This window comes from Pseudomonas sp. UTLPPB19802 (genome assembly GCF_059730225.1).
The window spans coordinates 1,329,029-1,345,680 of sequence record NZ_AP048545.1 but is presented as its reverse complement, the minus strand read 5'-3'; the positions used below and the strand labels follow the sequence as shown (position 1 = coordinate 1,345,680).

At 65.9% G+C, this 16,652-nt stretch carries 17 protein-coding genes; 13 read left to right on the top strand and 4 right to left on the bottom strand.

What is annotated here, in order from left to right; translation table 11 throughout:
- Nucleotides 1-92: 92 nt before the first annotated feature.
- Entirely contained in the window at nt 93-218 is a 126-nt protein-coding gene (locus AC6I6U_RS06075) for a hypothetical protein (protein ID WP_497881130.1), read from the bottom strand.
- A gap of 893 nt (nt 219-1,111) precedes the next feature.
- On the opposite strand from AC6I6U_RS06075, the gene AC6I6U_RS06070 reads away from it, so the two are divergent.
- The 13 genes from AC6I6U_RS06070 (at nt 1,112) to AC6I6U_RS06010 (ending at nt 12,461) form a co-directional block, all read left to right on the top strand.
- The gene (locus tag AC6I6U_RS06070; RefSeq protein ID WP_497881129.1) at nt 1,112-1,618 is read left to right on the top strand and encodes a type II secretion system protein; all 507 of its coding nucleotides are present in this window, start codon (nt 1,112-1,114) and stop codon (nt 1,616-1,618) included.
- Nucleotides 1,593-1,991 (top strand): type II secretion system protein, encoded by a 399-nt coding sequence (locus AC6I6U_RS06065; RefSeq protein WP_497881128.1) that lies wholly within the window; start codon nt 1,593-1,595, stop codon nt 1,989-1,991. Before AC6I6U_RS06070 ends, AC6I6U_RS06065 begins: the two co-directional genes overlap by 26 nt.
- Before the next feature lie 40 nt (nt 1,992-2,031).
- The gene (locus tag AC6I6U_RS06060) at nt 2,032-2,514 is read left to right on the top strand and encodes a type II secretion system protein (RefSeq protein ID WP_497882994.1); all 483 of its coding nucleotides are present in this window, start codon (nt 2,032-2,034) and stop codon (nt 2,512-2,514) included.
- A gap of 62 nt (nt 2,515-2,576) precedes the next feature.
- A complete protein-coding gene (locus AC6I6U_RS06055; protein WP_497881127.1) occupies nt 2,577-4,142 on the top strand; it encodes a lytic polysaccharide monooxygenase in 1,566 nt (521 codons plus the stop codon).
- A gap of 261 nt (nt 4,143-4,403) precedes the next feature.
- On the top strand, nt 4,404-4,844 hold the full coding sequence (gene gspG, locus AC6I6U_RS06050; protein ID WP_497881126.1) for a type II secretion system major pseudopilin GspG: 441 nt from the start codon (nt 4,404-4,406) through the stop codon (nt 4,842-4,844).
- A 14-nt stretch (nt 4,845-4,858) separates the two neighbouring features.
- Entirely contained in the window at nt 4,859-5,353 is a 495-nt protein-coding gene (locus AC6I6U_RS06045; RefSeq protein WP_497881125.1) for a lytic transglycosylase domain-containing protein, read from the top strand.
- Nucleotides 5,350-6,528, top strand: coding sequence for a type II secretion system F family protein (locus tag AC6I6U_RS06040; RefSeq protein ID WP_497881124.1), 1,179 nt, complete (start codon nt 5,350-5,352; stop codon nt 6,526-6,528). Before AC6I6U_RS06045 ends, AC6I6U_RS06040 begins: the two co-directional genes overlap by 4 nt.
- A 4-nt stretch (nt 6,529-6,532) precedes the next feature.
- On the top strand, nt 6,533-8,167 hold the full coding sequence (locus tag AC6I6U_RS06035; protein ID WP_497881123.1) for a GspE/PulE family protein: 1,635 nt from the start codon (nt 6,533-6,535) through the stop codon (nt 8,165-8,167).
- On the top strand, nt 8,148-8,897 hold the full coding sequence (locus tag AC6I6U_RS06030) for a hypothetical protein (protein ID WP_497881122.1): 750 nt from the start codon (nt 8,148-8,150) through the stop codon (nt 8,895-8,897). Before AC6I6U_RS06035 ends, AC6I6U_RS06030 begins: the two co-directional genes overlap by 20 nt.
- Nucleotides 8,894-9,454, top strand: coding sequence for a hypothetical protein (locus AC6I6U_RS06025; RefSeq protein WP_497881121.1), 561 nt, complete (start codon nt 8,894-8,896; stop codon nt 9,452-9,454). Before AC6I6U_RS06030 ends, AC6I6U_RS06025 begins: the two co-directional genes overlap by 4 nt.
- Entirely contained in the window at nt 9,451-10,008 is a 558-nt protein-coding gene (locus AC6I6U_RS06020) for a GspMb/PilO family protein (protein ID WP_497881120.1), read from the top strand. Before AC6I6U_RS06025 ends, AC6I6U_RS06020 begins: the two co-directional genes overlap by 4 nt.
- Complete coding sequence (locus tag AC6I6U_RS06015; RefSeq protein ID WP_497881119.1) at nt 10,005-10,511, top strand: hypothetical protein; 507 nt, start codon at nt 10,005-10,007, stop codon at nt 10,509-10,511. The genes AC6I6U_RS06020 and AC6I6U_RS06015 overlap by 4 nt, the downstream gene beginning before the upstream one ends.
- 30 nt (nt 10,512-10,541) lie before the next feature.
- A complete protein-coding gene (locus AC6I6U_RS06010) occupies nt 10,542-12,461 on the top strand; it encodes a secretin GspD/PilQ domain-containing protein (RefSeq protein ID WP_497881118.1) in 1,920 nt (639 codons plus the stop codon).
- A 134-nt stretch (nt 12,462-12,595) separates the two neighbouring features.
- On the opposite strand, the gene etfB is transcribed toward AC6I6U_RS06010, so the two are convergent.
- The 3 genes from etfB to dgcB are packed head-to-tail and all read right to left on the bottom strand — an operon-like array spanning nt 12,596 to nt 16,545.
- Nucleotides 12,596-13,366, bottom strand: a complete 771-nt coding sequence (gene etfB, locus AC6I6U_RS06005; protein WP_497881117.1) for an electron transfer flavoprotein subunit beta — start codon at nt 13,364-13,366, stop codon at nt 12,596-12,598.
- 15 nt (nt 13,367-13,381) lie between these two features.
- Nucleotides 13,382-14,602, bottom strand: a complete 1,221-nt coding sequence (gene etfA / locus AC6I6U_RS06000) for an electron transfer flavoprotein subunit alpha (protein ID WP_497881116.1) — start codon at nt 14,600-14,602, stop codon at nt 13,382-13,384.
- Nucleotides 14,602-16,545, bottom strand: coding sequence for a dimethylglycine demethylation protein DgcB (gene dgcB / locus AC6I6U_RS05995; RefSeq protein WP_497881115.1), 1,944 nt, complete (start codon nt 16,543-16,545; stop codon nt 14,602-14,604). The genes etfA and dgcB overlap by 1 nt, the downstream gene beginning before the upstream one ends.
- Nucleotides 16,546-16,652 lie beyond the last annotated feature (107 nt).

Here is a 16,652-nt window from a genome sequence, read left to right as displayed (position 1 = left end):
GTGCAACAGGCGAGAGGCGAGCGCGCGCGTTCTCCGGACAGGTCGGGCATGCGCGTGGGATCAGGATTGGCGGACGGGCGCCGGTTCAGGCGCTACAGGCGCGCCCGCGGGTTGTTGGAGGCCGAACGATGGACACGCCCGGATGCCAGGATGAAGAGCCTGGCCAAGGCGCTGGCAAGAGGGGGTTGCAGCAAGCGATGAAACAACTGGGAACTCATGAAACGTTCTCCCTGAACCTGGCATGGATGCCGACGACGCTCTGTCCTTGTGCCATCAGTGAAGACTTTGCCCGCAGGGGTGTCAATAAACCCCCTTAGAACTGTATGAAATTTGATCTATAGCGCCCCGCGCTATAAAAACCGGGGCCTGCCGGACTCGGCGAACAACTTATCCACAGAGCCACCCACAGCAAATGTGGGCAAGTGGCGGTTTATGCACCGCGACCCGCGAGAGAATCTGAATAAAATCCGTGACTTATTCATGAACACCGATTACGGCAAGGATTGAACATTTTTTGACCAATCCTCTACAAGCCAGGTAATTAGAGGCTTGCAGAGGATGGCGAACACCTTATCCACAGAAAGGCCAACAGACTTTGTGCGCAACTCGCCCACCGCCGCGCACGACTGTGGAAAACCGCTGAAAACCGCGCAGAATGAAGCGCTCAGGTCTTTCAGCCATTGAAAAACGGCCTACCGATCATTTTTTGATCAATCCTTCAGAAGCCATATGGGACAAGGCTTGCGTGAGATAGCGAACAACTTATCCACAAAAGCGCCAACAGACTTTGTTGAAAACCCCGGGGACGTCGCCCTCGGCCGCCAACCGTTATCCACATGAAAAAGCCAATAGAAACCGCAAGTTAGGCTGGTCATTTTTCGTACGACGGTCTACAGGCGTTGATTTCAGCAGGCTACAGCGATGCGCGAACATGTTATCCACAGATCGGCCAACAGTCTCTGTGGACACTTGTACAAAACACTGCCCGACAGGCCTGGCTGGCGCTGCCAGACTTTCAGCTACACTCCTTGGCACAGCGCGCCATGTTCTTGCAGTAAAGGTGTCTTGGCCTGACGCATTTACTCGAGGAACTCCAGATGGTGCGATCTCCATGTGGCCGCTTGCGCTATTTCCCCTAGCCGCTCGCCGCCCATCCACAGCCGGCTTCACCCTGATCGAGTTGCTACTGGCCCTGGCCCTGCTGGCAACCCTGGCCACGGTGGCCTATCCGCTGACCGCCCTGATGGGTAAGCGCGAACGTGAACTCGACCTGCAACGCTCGTTGCGGGAGATCCGCCGTGCCATCGACGCCTACAAGGAGGCCGTCGATGACGGGCGGATCGACAAGGGCATCACCAACGGTTATCCACCGTCCCTCGAAACCCTGGTCGACGGGGTCGTCGACAAGAGCGACCTGGGCGGCAAGAGGATCTTTTTCCTGCGCCGTATTCCCCGAGACCCGGTCTGCGAGTGCCCCGACCTGCCCGCCGGGAAAACCTGGCGCCTGCGCAGCTACAAGAGCACCGCCGAGGACCCGGCCGAAGGTGACGACGTCTTCGACATCAGCTCCACCAGCCAGCGGGAGGGCCTCAATGGCATTCCGTACGACCAATGGTAGTGCCCGCAAGGGCCGCGCCAGGGGCTTCACCCTGATCGAGCTGCTGGTGGTGATGGCCATCATCGCGACGCTGATGACCCTGGTGATGCCGCAGTACTTCCGCCAGCACACCAAGGCCCAGGAAACCGTGCTGCGCCACAACCTGGTGTCGATCCGCCAGGCGCTCGATCACTACCGCGAAGACAAGGGCGGCAACCCCGAGTCCCTGGAGGACCTGGTCAACGGTCGCTACCTGCGCGAGATTCCGCGCGACCCGCTCACCGGCCGGCGTGATACCTGGCGCCTGCAGAGCAGCGAAGACGGTGGTTTCGGCGATGTGCACAGCGGTGCCCCCGGCCGGGCGGTGGATGGAAGCGATTATGGCACCTGGTAGCGCCCGGCCGGCGCGCACCGCGCAGCGCGGCTCGGTGTTCATGGGCCTGCTGGTGTCGGTGGCCATCGTCGCCGTGCTGCTGATGGAAGTCGGCGTGCTCTGGTCGACCCAGCTACGCCGCGAGCGCGAGGCGAACCTGCTGGCCCATGGCGAGGAAATCCGCCGCGCCATCGGCCTGTATTACGAACGGCAGGGACAGTACCCGAAGCGCCTCGAAGACCTGCTGCTGGACCGCCGCCAAGCGACGATCCAGCGCTACCTGCGACGGGTCTACCCCGACCCCATGAGCGGCACGACCGACTGGGGCATCATCGCCGGCCCCGGGGAAACCATCATGGGCGTGTTCAGCCAGGCGGCGGGGCACCCCCTCAAGCAAGGCAACTTTCGCCGATACCAGGAGAGCTTCACAGGGCAAGGCAGTTATCAGGGGTGGCAGTTTCTGTACCGGCCTGGACAGAGTAACTCCTCCAAGAGGACGTGGAACCGGGAGGTGGGCATGTGGCGTGATCAAGCCAGCCGTTGAGCGAAATACCGAAAGCCCGACCGGTTCGGGAGGTTTTTTCCAACTTGAACGTGGACTGAACGATGAACAGCTTACATTTCTACGCACGACCCCTTACCCGCTGCGCCCTGACGACGCTCTTGGCCCTGCCCGCGCTCGGCTGGGGCCATGGGGCGATCGAAACGCCTCCGACACGCCAGGTCCTGTGTCGAAGCTTTCAGGACTTCCACGGGCCTGTCGAGCAAATGAAGAACGAAGGTTGCCGCAAGGCCAGGACCGAACGCCCTGCGCAGCTGGTTCACGGGATCACTCAGTGGCATGAGGTCAGCGCGAATATCAAGGGGCACTACGCGGACCAGGACGGCGGCGACGCGGCCACCCGGAACGTCGTCCCCGACGGCACGCTGTGCTCGGCAAACCGCTCGGGGATGGATGTGCTGAACACCGCCATGCCGGAGTGGACCAAGACCCTGGTGACACCCGATGCCTCGGGCAAGATCAAGGTACGCCTCGCCACCACCCAGCCCCACATCCCCAGCTTCATCAGGGTCTACCTGAGCAAGCCCGGCTACGACAGCGCGACCCGTAAACTGGGCTGGGACGACCTGGAACTGATTCACGCCCAGGAGTTGACCGAGGTCCGCAAGGACTGGGCGCCGGCCCCCATCATCTCCGACCCCAACACCTTCTTCCTGCTCGATGTCCAGCTTCCGCGCGGTCGCACGGGCAATGCCGTGCTCTTTACCCGCTGGCAACGCCGGGACCCCGAAGGTGAAGGCTTCTACGGCTGCAGTGATATCGCCTTCGATGACCAGGGCCAACCTCCCGCCTGGGTCAAGGAAAAGGTGTTCATCGACGGCAACGGGATAGCGCCCAAACCCGGCGACAAGGTGCACTATCGCGTGTTCGGGCATGACCGGGCCGTCACCGAGCTGGTTGACCTGAAACTGCCCATCGACGCCAGCAACCAGGCCCCCGCGGTCTGGGGCAAGCAACTGGCGGACCGCCTGGCGAGTCATCAGAACCTGATTCGTGTCGGCGTCGAAAGAAACGGGAATATCGCCTTCGACACGACTCGCCCCTACGCCAACTACAACTACCTGAGCGACGCCAGGAACTCCACGCAGATGTCCATCGATTCGGGCGGCGATGGCGAGGATCCCGGCCAGGTGGATCAACGTCCGCCAGTGGCCGTGATCGAAGGGGCGACCCAGATCAAGGCCGGTGAGCGGTTCGTCCTGGATGGCAGGAAATCCCTCTCCTACAACACCACGCCCTTGCGCTATACATGGGCCTTCGTGGGCGGACCGGGTTGGACTTACGGCTCGAACACCGAGCAAGCCTTCACCATCGACACGCCGGCCAGCGACAAGGTCTCGACCGCGAAGCTGCTGCTCAACGTCTACGATGAGACCAACAGGAAACGCCACGAAACCGAAGTGACCCTGACAGCGACACCCGCAGCCGGAGGGGGTGATGCCCCAGCCTACCAGGAGGGCACGGACTACAAGGCAGGCGACGTCGTGAGCAATGCCGGCGCTACCTACAAGTGCAAGCCTTGGCCCTATACCGCCTGGTGCAAGGGCGCGGCCTGGGCCTATGCCCCCGGCACCGGCGTGCACTGGCAGGAAGCCTGGGAAAAACTCTAGCTCACTGAGCGATAGCGCCGTACAGAGGGTACGGCGTTATCCCGGCGAGCCGTCTCTTTTATATTCCACGGCCAGAAGAAACACGCCGTCTAATCGTAAAGAGATATAACGTGCCGCCAAGGGTCTTGAACTAGAGTTACATTCAGTCATTCACCCATGAGACATGTTCGACGTGTACCTGCCGGTGGTGCCCACCTGATGTAGGGCCGGAATAGGTTATGAAGTAACCGCGTTCCCTGCCTCATCAGCCGAGCGGCCTCCATGAACGGTCTATCGTCACGCCTGCGCCCCGCCCACCCCTCACGCGGCTTCACCCTGCTCGAACTGCTGGTGGTGCTACTGATCATCGCCCTGCTGGCCGGCTACGTCGGGCCGAAGATGTTCGATCGCCTCGAACTGGCCAAGGTCCAGACCGCCAAGGGCCAGATGAAATCCCTGGCCGATGCCCTGCACCAGTACCGCCTCGACAACGGCCACTACCCCAGCGAGGCCCAGGGCTTGAACGTGCTGGTCGAGCGGCCCGCCAGCGAACCCGGCTGGCACGGACCGTACCTGTCCAAGGGCGTACCACCCGATCCGTGGAACAACCCCTACCTGTTCAAGAACCCCGGCACCGGCCATGAAGCCGAGATCATCTCCCTCGGCCGCGACGGCAAGGCGGCGGGCGACGGGACCAACGCCGACATCGTCTATGGCTTCTGAGCCCGGAGGCCACCATGCGTCACTCACTCGAACTGCTGCTCGCCCTGGGCGCTCTCGCGATAGCCGGTACCGGCGGCGCCAACTGTTTCCAGGACGCCGGCGAACGCTACCGCATCGATCCGCTGCTGCTCTACGCCATCGCCCAGGTCGAGTCCGGGCTCGATCCCCGGGCCCGCAACACCAACCGTGACGGCAGCCGCGACATCGGCCTGATGCAGATCAACAGCCGGCACCTGGGTCGCCTCGCCGCCTTCGGGATCGGCGAGCAGAACCTGCTGGACGAGCCCTGCACCAGTGTCATGGCCGGCGCCTGGATTCTCGCCCAGTTCATCCAGCAACTGGGTTACGGCTGGCAGGCGGTGGGCGCCTACAACGCCGGCGCCCGCGTCGAGCGCGACGCCAACCGCCACCGCTACGCACGGCGGGTCTGGGGTTACTACGCCAGCCTGCTGGAGCTGCGCCAGCGCCACGCGGGCACGCTCGCCGTGCGCAACGGTGCACGCCCATGAGGGAATTCGACGCCCGCGTCGTCAGCCAGGGCCAACTGCGCAACCTGCGCCTGCAGGCCGTCGACCTCGACGATGCCCGCCGCCAGCTGCAGGACGCCCAGGTGGTCTCGCTGCGCCCGCGCCCCTCGTTCAAGTGGCCGGGGCGCGGCGCTCGCTTTGCCCTGGGCCTGTTCATCCAGGAACTGGTGGTGTTGCTCGATGCCGGGCTGGTGCTGGTGGAGTCGGTGGAAACCCTGCGCGACAAGGCCGCGCCGGGGATCAACCGGCAGGTGCTGAGCGAACTGCTGGAGTCGATGTACCAGGGCAACGCCTTTTCCCGGGCCATGCAGGCCAAGCCGGCGATCTTCCCGAGCCTGCTGGTGGCGACTGCCGCGTCGTCCGAACACAGCGGCCAGTTGTCGCTAGCGCTGCGACGCTACCATCATTTCGAAGCGCATCTGGAAACCGTGAAGAAGCGTGTCGGCAGTGCGCTGATGTACCCCCTGGTGGTGCTCGGCGTCGGCGCGGTGATCCTGCTGTTCCTGTTGTTCTTCGTGATCCCGCGCTTCGCCTCGGTGTTCGACGCCATGAACGACCTGCCGGCGACCGCCCGGTTCATGGTCTGGTGGGGGGAGTTGGTAGAGCAGCAGGGCGGCCTGCTGATGAGCGGCCTGCTGATCGTGATCGCCGCCCTGGTGCTGCTGGGGCGAACCGCGACGGTCAAGCGTGAACTGGCCGCGCTGCTATGGAAAATCCCCAGCCTCGGCGCCCAACGCACCCTGTTCATCCTCGCCCGTTTCTACCGCACCGCCGGCATGCTGCTGATGGGCGGCATGCCGGCGGTGGCGGCCCTGGAAATGGCCGGGGCACTGCTCCCGGCCGAGCGCCAGGGCGACCTGGGCCGCAGCCTCGGCGATATCCGCGCCGGCCAGCCGCTGTCGAGCACCCTCGCCCGGCACCGGCTCACAACGCCGGTCGCCGAACGCCTGCTGCGCGTCGGCGAGCAGAGCGGCGAACTGGCGTCCATGTGCGAGCGGATCGCGCAGTTCCACGACGAAGCACTGGAGCGCGCCATCGAGCTGTTCAGCAAGGTCTTCGAGCCGCTGCTGATGCTGGTGGTCGGCGGGCTGATCGGGTTGATCGTGTTCCTGCTGTACATGCCGATCTTCGAACTGGCCGGTTCCATCCAGGGGTAGCACGATGGACACACTCAGGCAGCAATGGCAGCAGCAGGCACGGCAGGACAACATCCCGTTGGCGCAGTACCTGCAACAGGTGCTGGCGGACACCCCGGAACACCTGGCCGATGTCGCCGCCCTTCTCGGCCTGACGCCCCTCAGCGAGACCCAGCTCGACGGACACGAGCGCTTCGACACCCTGTCCCTGCCCCAGGCCCTGAACCGCCGGACCCTGCCGGTGGAGATCGACGGCCAGGCCTACCTGGTGCTCGGCGCGCCCTTCTCCCTGAGTGGCCGCCAATGGCTGCAGGCCCATGCCGAACTGGCGCCGATGACCCTGGCGATGAGCCTGCCGGGGGTGGTCGAGGCGCAGTTGAAGAAGGCCGAGACCAGCCAACGCGTGATGGACCCGTTCGCCCGCGACGACGAGGACGCCCGGGTCGCCGACGCGGTGCCGGAGATTTCCCTGAGCAGCATCGCCCGCGACGACAACCCGGTGGTGCGACTGGTCAACTCGATGCTCTTCGACGCCCTGCAGAGCCGGGCCAGCGATATCCATGTCGAGAGCACGCCCGACGGCCTGGTGATCAAGTACCGGATCGACGGCGTGCTGCAACAGATCGGCCAGAGTGCCGGGCTCGACACCGCCGAGCAGGCGCTGTCACGTCTCAAGGTCCTTTCCGGGCTGGATATCGGTGAACGCCGGGTCCCCCAGGACGGTCGCTTCAAGGCACGCATCCAGCAGCGCGACGTCGACTTCCGGGTCTCTATCATGCCCAGCATCCACGGCGAGGACGCAGTGCTGCGGGTACTCGACAAGTCGCAGCGCGGCGAGTCCCTGAGCCTCGACAGCCTGGGCCTGGACGCGGACGCGATCCGCCGCATCCGCCTGCTGGCCAGCGAACCCTACGGCATGCTGCTGGTCACCGGCCCGACCGGCAGCGGCAAGTCGACCACGCTCTATGCCGCCCTGTCGGAGACCAACACCGGCGAGAAGAAAATCATCACCATCGAAGACCCGGTGGAGTACGAACTGCCCGGCGTGCTGCAGATCCCGGTGAACGACAAGAAGGGCCTGACCTTCGCCCGTGGCCTGCGCTCGATCCTGCGGCACGACCCGGACACCATCCTGGTGGGCGAGATCCGCGACGGCGAGACCGCCGGGATCGCCGTACAGGCCGCCCTGACCGGCCACCTGGTGCTGTCCTCGGTGCATGCCAACAGTGCGTTCAGCGTGCTGGAGCGCTTCAACTACCTGAAGGTCGAACCGGCCAGCTTTGTCGAGGCGCTCAACGGCGTGGTCGCGCAGCGGCTGCTGCGCCGGGTCTGCAGCGAATGCGCCGAGCCCAGCGAACCCGATGCGCAACTGCTGCAACTGGCGCACCTGCCGGCCCATTCGTCCGCCCGCCACTACCGGGTCGGCCGTGGCTGCGAGGCCTGCCGCCAAACCGGCTATCGCGGCCGCCTGGCGCTGGCGGAAGTGCTGACCGTCACCGATGCGCTCAAGGAAGGCCTGCTGCAACGCCGCTCGGCCGCCGCCCTGCGCGAGCTGGCAGGCGAGTCGGGCCACCGTTTCATGCGCGATATCGCGCTGGCGAGCGCGGCGGCCGGAGAGACCACCCTGCAGGAGGTTCATCGTGTCCTCTCCCTTTATTGATCATGTGGTGCTGCTGGGGCAGGACGAGTTCCACTGGGCCAGCCGCCCACGCTGGCCCGCCGGTCCCCTGTGGCAGGGGCGCGAGTCGGGCGAGCCGCTGGCGGCCTGTGCGACGCTGCTGGAACGGGCCCCGCATGGCCGCCTCGGCTACCTGGAGCGGATCACCCTGCTGCTGGGTTTTCCCCATGTGCATTACCAGATCCTGCCCTGGCAGGCAGGTCTCTACGCGCCACTCGACTGGCAAGGGTTCGCCCTGGCGCTGTTCAGCCAGCACAACGATCTCGATCCCGGCCAATGGCAGGTTGCGGTCGACCCCGCGCCGTTCGGCCGCGCGCGCCTGGCCGCAGCGGTCAATATGGCGTTGATCACGTCGCTCAAGGCACTGTTCCAGGCCCGCCACCTGCCGATCCGGCGTTGCACGCCGTTGCTGACCGATGCCTTGCAACGCCACTGGCGTGACTTGCCGCCGGACTGTCGCTTCGCCGTCCGCGAACCCGGTGCCCTCGCCTGCGTGTTCGCCCGCCAGGGCTGGCCAACGCAGGTCTGCATGCTGCCGCTGGCGCCACAGACAGCCTTGTCCGACGCCTTGCTGATGGCCGATGTGCTGTGCGACGAGCAGGCACCGCAGACCCTGGTGGTGGCCGCCGGGGCCGCTCGCGAACCTTCGGCGCATTTGTCATGGCGCTGGCTGGGCCCCCTGCACCCGTGGTTCGCGGAGCAGGCCGGATGAACCGCTCGTGGATCCGCCGCTGGCGGCAGCCACGGGCACCGCAGATCGACCTGCGCGGCGCGCGAGCCCGCCCCTGGCTGGTGATCCCGCTCGGCACGGTGGCCCTCGGCCTGTGGCTGCTGCTGTTCTCGGACTGGCAGGCCCTGCAGGTCCGGGAAGCCGAGGCGGAGCAGGTGGAGCGGCAATTCACCGCCCTGGCGATCCGCCAGGAACAGCTGATGCAGGCCGCCCTGCGTACTTCGCCCGAGCAGAAAAAACAGCTGGAAGCCTTTGCCCGCCAGGGCGCCACGCCCTTCGCCCTGCTCGATGCCCTCGGCCGGGCCTGGTCACCGGACGTCGCGCTGTTGCGCCTGGAACTCAACACCGTGGCCCGCGAACTCAGCCTGGACCTGGAAAGCCAGCGCCTGGAAGGCAGCCTGCGCTTCATCGAGCACCTCAAGCGCGACACCGGCCTCACCGTCAGCCTGCAACAGAGCGCCCGCAACACCCAGGACCCGATGCGGCCGATGAGCGTCAAATTCAAACTTGGCGGCCCCTCGGGAGCGGACCGGCCATGAAACCGATCTCTCGCCCATGGCCCGACGCCGCGCAACTGCAGGCCCGGCTGCGCTGGTCCGTGGCCCAGGGGCAGCGCCTGCTCGGGTTCTCGGGCGGCCTGGCACTGCTGTTGATCGTTGCGGCCCTGGTGATTCGCCAGGGGCTGATCGTTCCCGGCCTCGACGCCAGTGCGGTGCGCCTGCGCGAGGCCCGCGCGGGTATCGCCGAACGCCCGCTGGACCTGCAGGCCAGCGAACCGCAGGCGGTCCGGCGGTTGCCCGACACCGACAGCTTCGAGGCCCGCCTGGAAAGCCTGCTGACGGTCTTGCAGCGCAATGGCTTCGCGGTCCTGCAAACCGACTTCCAGTACTCGTCGGCGGCAGACGAACAGACCCGGCGCCTGGAGCTGGATATCCCGTTGAGCGGCGCCTACCCGAACCTGCGCACGACGCTCGACGAGGTGGCACGGCAACCGGCGGTCCGCATAGAGAGCCTGAGCCTGCAACGCAAGGAGATCGCCAGCGCGCAACTCGACATCCGCCTGCGCGTCAGCCTGCTGGCGGTGCTCAAGTGAAACTGTCGCTGTATCTGCGCGTACTGCTCGGGGCCGTGCTGCTCGGCTGTGGCTGGCTGTTCTGGCAGGAGCGCGTCACGCCGTTGCCAGCCAACACCCCGGCGCCCGCCCCGGCAGCGCCGAAGCCGGACGCCACGACACCACCGACGCCCGACGACGACCGGCCGACGCAGGCTTCGACGCCGGTTGACCTGTTTCCCAGCCAGAGCTGGCTGCCGCCACCGCCTCCCGTAGCCGCCACCCAACCCGCCGCGCCGCAGGCGCCGCCGATGCCCTTCACGGTCAGCGCGCAATGGCGCTACCAGGGCCAATCGAAGATCGTCGTGCTGCAAGGCCAGGGCGTGCGCTACACCCTGTGCCAGAGCTGCTCGGTGGCAGGCCATATCCGTCCGGGAGCGACGTTCGACAAGGGTTATCGCCTGGACAAGCTGACCGACACCCGCGTGGTGCTGACCTACCTGCCGCTGCGCCAGGTGACCACCTTGCGCCTGGATACTCCCTGAGCACGGACGGCTCTAGCGATGAGAGCGATCATGTCAAAATCTATCCGGCCGTGGCTGGCCCTGCTGCTGATCGGCCTGACGGCCTGCCAGTCCCACGGACCGCTCAACGAAAGTGAGCTGTTGCGCCAGGACGGAGATATCACCCGTTCGGTGGATGTGCTGCGGGAGGCCGTGAGAGAGCACCCGGACGACATCCCGTTGCGCGCCGCGCTGTTCAGCCGCACCGAGCAACTGGTCAACCAGTACAGCCGCCAGTCCGGCGAGGCGCTGGCGCGCAACGACGATGCCGGGGCCATTGCGGCCATGCAGCAGATCCTCAAGTACGACCCCGGCAACCTCGGTGCCAGCCAGGCCATCCGCACCATCCAGAACCTCGCCCGGCTGCGCCCCGAGCTGGCCCGCGCCCAGGCCCTGGGCAAGAGCAACCCGCGGGAGGCGCTGGCGCTGGTGCGCCAGATCATCGCGCAGCAACCCAACTACCGCGAGGCGCTGGACCTGCGTGACAGCCTGACGCGTACCCTGGTCAGCGTCGACAGCCTCAAGCCGAAACTGGGCGAGGCGATGAAAAAACCGGTCAGCCTGCACTTCAGCTCCCAGAGCCTGACCACCATTTTCGAGACCATCGCTCGGCTCTCGGGGATCAACTTCGTGATCGACAAGGACGTCAACCCGAACGCGGCCGCCAGCATCTCCGCATCGCGCACCACCGCCGAGGACGCACTGAACCTGCTGTTGTCGACCCACCAGTTGCAGATGAAGGTGCTCAATGCCGACACGGTACTGATCTACCCGGCGCGACCTGACAAGGAGCGCGAATACCGCGAGCTGGCGGTGCGCACCTTCTACCTCAGCCATGCCGATCCGAAACTGGCGGCGGCCGAAATCAAGCAGTTGCTCAAGCCCAAGGAGGTGCTGGTGGACGAACGGCTCAGCGCGGTGATCGTGCGTGACGGCCTGGAAACCCTGAGCGCCGTGGAGAAACTGGTGCAGGCCATCGACCTGGCCGACTCGGAAGTGACCATCGATATCCAGGTGATGGAAGTCAGCCTGGTGGACGAACTCAACCTGGGGATCAACTATCCCGGTTCCATCGGCCTCTCGCTGCCCGGTACCCTCCAGTCCGCCACCGGCCTGGGCGATCGCCAGCTCGAAATCGGTAGCCTGGAGGCCAAGATCAACCTGCTGCAACGCAGCGGCAACACGGTCACCCTGGCCAACCCGCGGATCCGTGTGAAAAACCGGGAGAAGGCCGAGATCAAGATCGGCGACAAGATTCCGGTGATCACCTCGACCACCGCCAACCTCATGACCACCGCCTCGGTGTCCTACCAGGATGTCGGGCTGCACATCGAGGTCCAGCCCAGTATCAGCCTCAACGACGAGATCAACCTGCAGATGCTGATCGACATGACGCACATCACCAAGCGCAATGAAGGCACCGACAATATCCCGCCGACCTTCGAACTGGGCTCGCGTTCGACCCGCACCACGCTGACCGCACGCAACAATGAAACCCAGGTCGTGGCGGGGCTGATCCGCACGGCGGACACCGAGGAGGGGGTCGGTTTGCCGGGACTCAGCCGGCTGCCCGGCCTGGGCCAGGCGATTTTCGGCAACCGCAAGAGCGAGCTGGGCAAGAGCGAGATCATCCTGCTGATCACCCCGCGGATCGAGCGTAATCTTGACCTGCCGGCGTCCCAGGTCAGTACCTTCAGCAGCGGGACCGAAGCGCGCAGTTCGACCGAGGGCATGGTGCTGCAAAACAGCCAGAACCTGAACATGAAGACCAGCGGCGGCGGTGGCGACATCCCCCCGCCCCTGGCCGTGCCGCGGGGCAATGAAAACTGGCAGCCGCTGCCGGCACCGATGGAACAACCGGTGATGGAGTCGCCACTGCCCAGGCCGGCGGAACCACCGGCAACAGCGCCGCCTGCGACTACACCGCCCTAGCCCGAAGCAGCACGGAGCCCTGTAGGAGCCGGCTTGCTGGCGATAGCGGTGTGTCAGGCAGCCGATCTGCTGGTGGCGAGTGCGCGATCGCCAGCAAGCCGGCGCCTACAATCGACCGCGACGGCAAGGAAGTCTCAGCGCACCACGCCTTCCTCGACCAGCAACTTGAGAATCGCCTCGGCCCCGGCTTCGGCGCTCACGCCCTTGAGTACCTGCCCGCCGCCGCCGCTGGCCTTGGCCGTGGCGGCCTTCATCCGGTCGGCACCGCTTTTCGCCTTGATCACCTTGAGGCGCTTGGGCCGTGGCTTGGCCGGTTGCAGTTGCGCGTTGGCGAGCAATTCGTCGTCGAGCACTTCCACCTCGTCGGCGTGCAGCACCCCGCGTTGCGCCGGGCCATAGGCACTCTGGCGCGGCTTCGGCGCGGCGTTATCCACCGTGGCGAGAAACGGCAGGCGCACCTTCAACCGCCGCCGCTGGCCACGCGGCAAGGCCTGCAGCACCTGGGCCACGCCGCCATCGATCGACTCGACCTCGGCCAGCCCCACCACCAGCGGCCAGCCCAGGTTCTCCGCCAACAGGAACGGCAGCATGCCCGAACCCTCGCCGGTTTCCGCCTGGCTGCCGGTGAGTACCACTTGGGCGCCAACATCACGCAGGTAGTCGGTCAGCACCGGCAGCGCATCAGCGCCGAGCGGCTGCTCAAGCACGCGCAATTCCTCCAGGCCCATGCCCAGGTAGGCGCGCAAAGCCGGTTCAGCAACGTCACCGGCATGCACCACCTGCAAGTTATCCCCAGCCAGTTGCAGGCCCAACTCCACCGCCCGCGCATCCTGTTCGGCGCGACGCGCGCGACCGGAGGTCGGGTGGGCACCGATGGAGACCAGGCTGATTACATTCGTGTTCATGCGTTCATCCCCACCTTAGGCCGCATCGCGCTTGGCGCCGCTGCGGTATGCCGTCACCGCGGCGATCAGCGCGCGACAGATCTCGTTGCTGTCGCCGATCACCGACAGGTCGGCGCGCTTGATCATGTCGCAGCCCGGATCGAGGTTGATCGCCACCACCTTGTCGCAGGCGCCGATGCCCTGCAGGTGCTGGATCGCCCCGGAAATCCCCACGGCGACATACACCCGTGCCGTGACCCAGGTGCCGCTGGCCCCGACCTGCCGGTCGCGACTCATGAAACCATCGTCCACCGCCACCCGCGAAGCGCCTTCGGTAGCGCCCAAGGCCGCCGCCGTCTCGTGGAACAGCGGCCAGTCCTGCACGCCGTTGCCACCGGAGAAAATGAACTCGGCCTCAGCCATGGGGATCGCCGCCGGGTCCACCGCCACCGCCCCCAGGTCCTCGATGCGCGACAGGCTGCGGGCGACGCTTGTGGATAACTCCACGGGCAAGGCTTCGTGACGGGTTTCGCTGACCGGTTCGGCACATTCGGCAGCGGCCAGGATCACCCTCGCCAGCGGCCGCGCCAGGTCCTGCAAGCCGGCACCGGCGCGGCCAATGCACTGGCCGTCCTTGACCTGCCAGACCCGCGTGGCCGGACGTTCGCCCAGACTCGCGGAAAACCGCCGGCCCAACTCGCCACCGCCGCTGCGGCTGTCCGGCAGCAGCCAGTGGCGTGGATCGAACTGGTTATCCACAGCCCGCAGACCCTGGACCCGTTGCTCCGGTGAATAACCGCTGAACTCGTCGCCTTCGAGTACCAGCAGGCGGTCAACGCCGGCTGCCTCGAAGGTGCTTTCCTTGTGCTCGCCAAAGATCACCGCCAACACCGCGCCGTCCTGGCCGGCCAACTGATGGGCCAGGCCGAGCAGGTCGCGGTCGTGGCTGCTCAGGCGGCCACCGACCATGTCCGGCACCACGCAGATATGGAACGCCGGTTGCGCCACCTGATGCAGCGGCAATTGTACTTCGACGCTGGCCGAGCGCTTGGTGCTGCCACCCTGCTGGGCGCCGCTGCGGTCGATACGCTTGATGCCGTTGGGGCCGATGAACCCGACACCATGGGGGCTCTTGCGGATGATCCCATTGGGGCCCATCCAACTGTGTTGTACCGGCTGCATCGCCGCATGCAGCGGATGCAGGCGGTTACGGGCGATCCGCTCGGCACGCGGGTCACGACGGATAATATCGCTCATCAGTGCACCTCCGCAGGTTCACGCCTGGGCGCCGACTTGCTCGGCTGCGCCTCTTCCAGCAGGGCGTCGGCGACCAGTTCGGCCAGGTCCTTGATCATCGGCCGGGGTTCGACCACGCCTTCGAGCATCGCCGTGCATTGTGGACAACCGACCGCCACCAGCTCGGCACCGGTCTCGCGGATGTCCTCCATGCGCATGTCGGGAATCCGCTGCTTGCCGGGAATGTCGGTGATCGGCGCGCCGCCACCGCCACCGCAGCAGCGGGAACGGAAGCCGGAGCGCTGCATTTCCTTGACCTCGATCCCCAGCGCCCGCAGTACCTCGCGCGGCGCCTCGTACTCGCCGTTGTAGCGGCCCAGGTAGCACGGGTCATGGTAGGTCACGCTGTTGCCCTTGTGCTGGCCGATGTTGAGGGCACCGGCGCCGATCAGCTCGGCCATGTAGGTGCTGTGGTGCTGCACCAGGTAGTTGCCGCCAAAAGCGCCGTATTCGTTCTTCAGCACATGGAAGCTGTGGGGGTCGCAGGTGACGATGCGCTTGAAGCTGTACTTGGCCAGGGTCTGGATATTGCGCTTGGCCAACAGCTGGAAGGTCGCCTCGTCGCCCAGACGCCGGGCCACGTCACCGCTGTCGCGCTCTTCCAGGCCGAGCACCGCGAAGTCGACCTTGGCCGCCTTCAGCACCTTGACGAAGGCGCGCAGGGTACGCTGGTTGCGCATGTCGAAAGCACCGTCGCCAACCCAGAACAGCACGTCGGTGTTCTGTTTCTCGGCGAGTACGGAAAGGTTCAGGTCGGCCGCCCAGTTCAGTCGACCGCCAGGAGCGAAGCCGCCAGGGTTGTCAGTGGCGATCAGGTTTTCCAGGACTTCGGCGCCCTTGTTCGGCGTGGCGCCCTTTTCCAGGGTCAGGTGCCGGCGCATGTCGACGATGGCATCGACGTGCTCGATCATCATCGGGCATTCCTCGACGCAGGCCCGGCAGGTGGTGCAGGACCACAGGGTTTCGGCGTCTACCAGGCCGTTGACGATCGGCTGGTGCGGGTTGCCCGAATGCTCGCCAATGGCCTTGCCCGGATACGGGCTGCCGGCGAAATGCGCATCGGTGCCGCCGGCCAGGCCGACGACCATGTCCTGGATGAGTTTTTTCGGGTTCAGCGGCTGGCCGGCAGCGAACGCCGGGCAGGCGGCCTCGCACTTGCCGCACTGCACGCAGGCGTCGAAGCCGAGCAGTTGGTTCCAGGTGAAGTCCTTGGGCTTTTCCACACCCAGGGGCGCCTGTGGATCGGTCAGGTCCAGCGGCTTGAGGCCGGTGGAACGGCCGCCACCGAAGCGTTCGGCGCGCCGGTGCCAGGCCAGGTGCAGGGCACCGGCGAAGGCGTGCTTCATCGGCCCGCCCCAGGTCATGCCGAAGAACAGCTCGGACACGCCCCACAGCACGCCAACGCCGAGGATCAGCGCCAGCACCCAGCCACCGAAGTCCTGCGGCAGGATCCCGGCCACCGGCAGGGTCACCAGGAAGAATGATGCCGAGAACGCCAGCAGGCTTTTCGGCAGGCGCATCCACGGGCCTTTCGACAGCCGCGACGGCGGGTTGCGCCGACGCCGGTAGACGAAGATCGCGCCGACGAACATCACCGCCGTCATCAGCAGCAAGGCATAGCCGAGGATACGGTTGTGCAGGCCGAAACCGTGGACCAGCAGCGCCAGGATGATCGACGCCACGGCGCCACCGGCGGTAGCGACGTGGGTGTTGGCAATGTATTTGTCCCGCGCCACCACATGGTGCAGGTCGACCATGTAGCGCTTGGGCATGGCGAAAAGGCCGCCGAGCAGATCGACCTTCGAGGGCCGGCCGCGGCGCCACATGGCTACCCGCCGCAGCGCGCCGAGGACGGCGAGGCCGATGGCTGCGAACAGCAGGATGGGCAGAAGGGTGTTCAACATGGTGAAGCTCCCAAAGACCTGAGGCCTTGCAAGGGTTCATAGACAGGCTGGTGAAAGCCCTGCACCGGGTTGTGGCAAGGATGCTGGCTGGCGATGGGCGTGCCTTT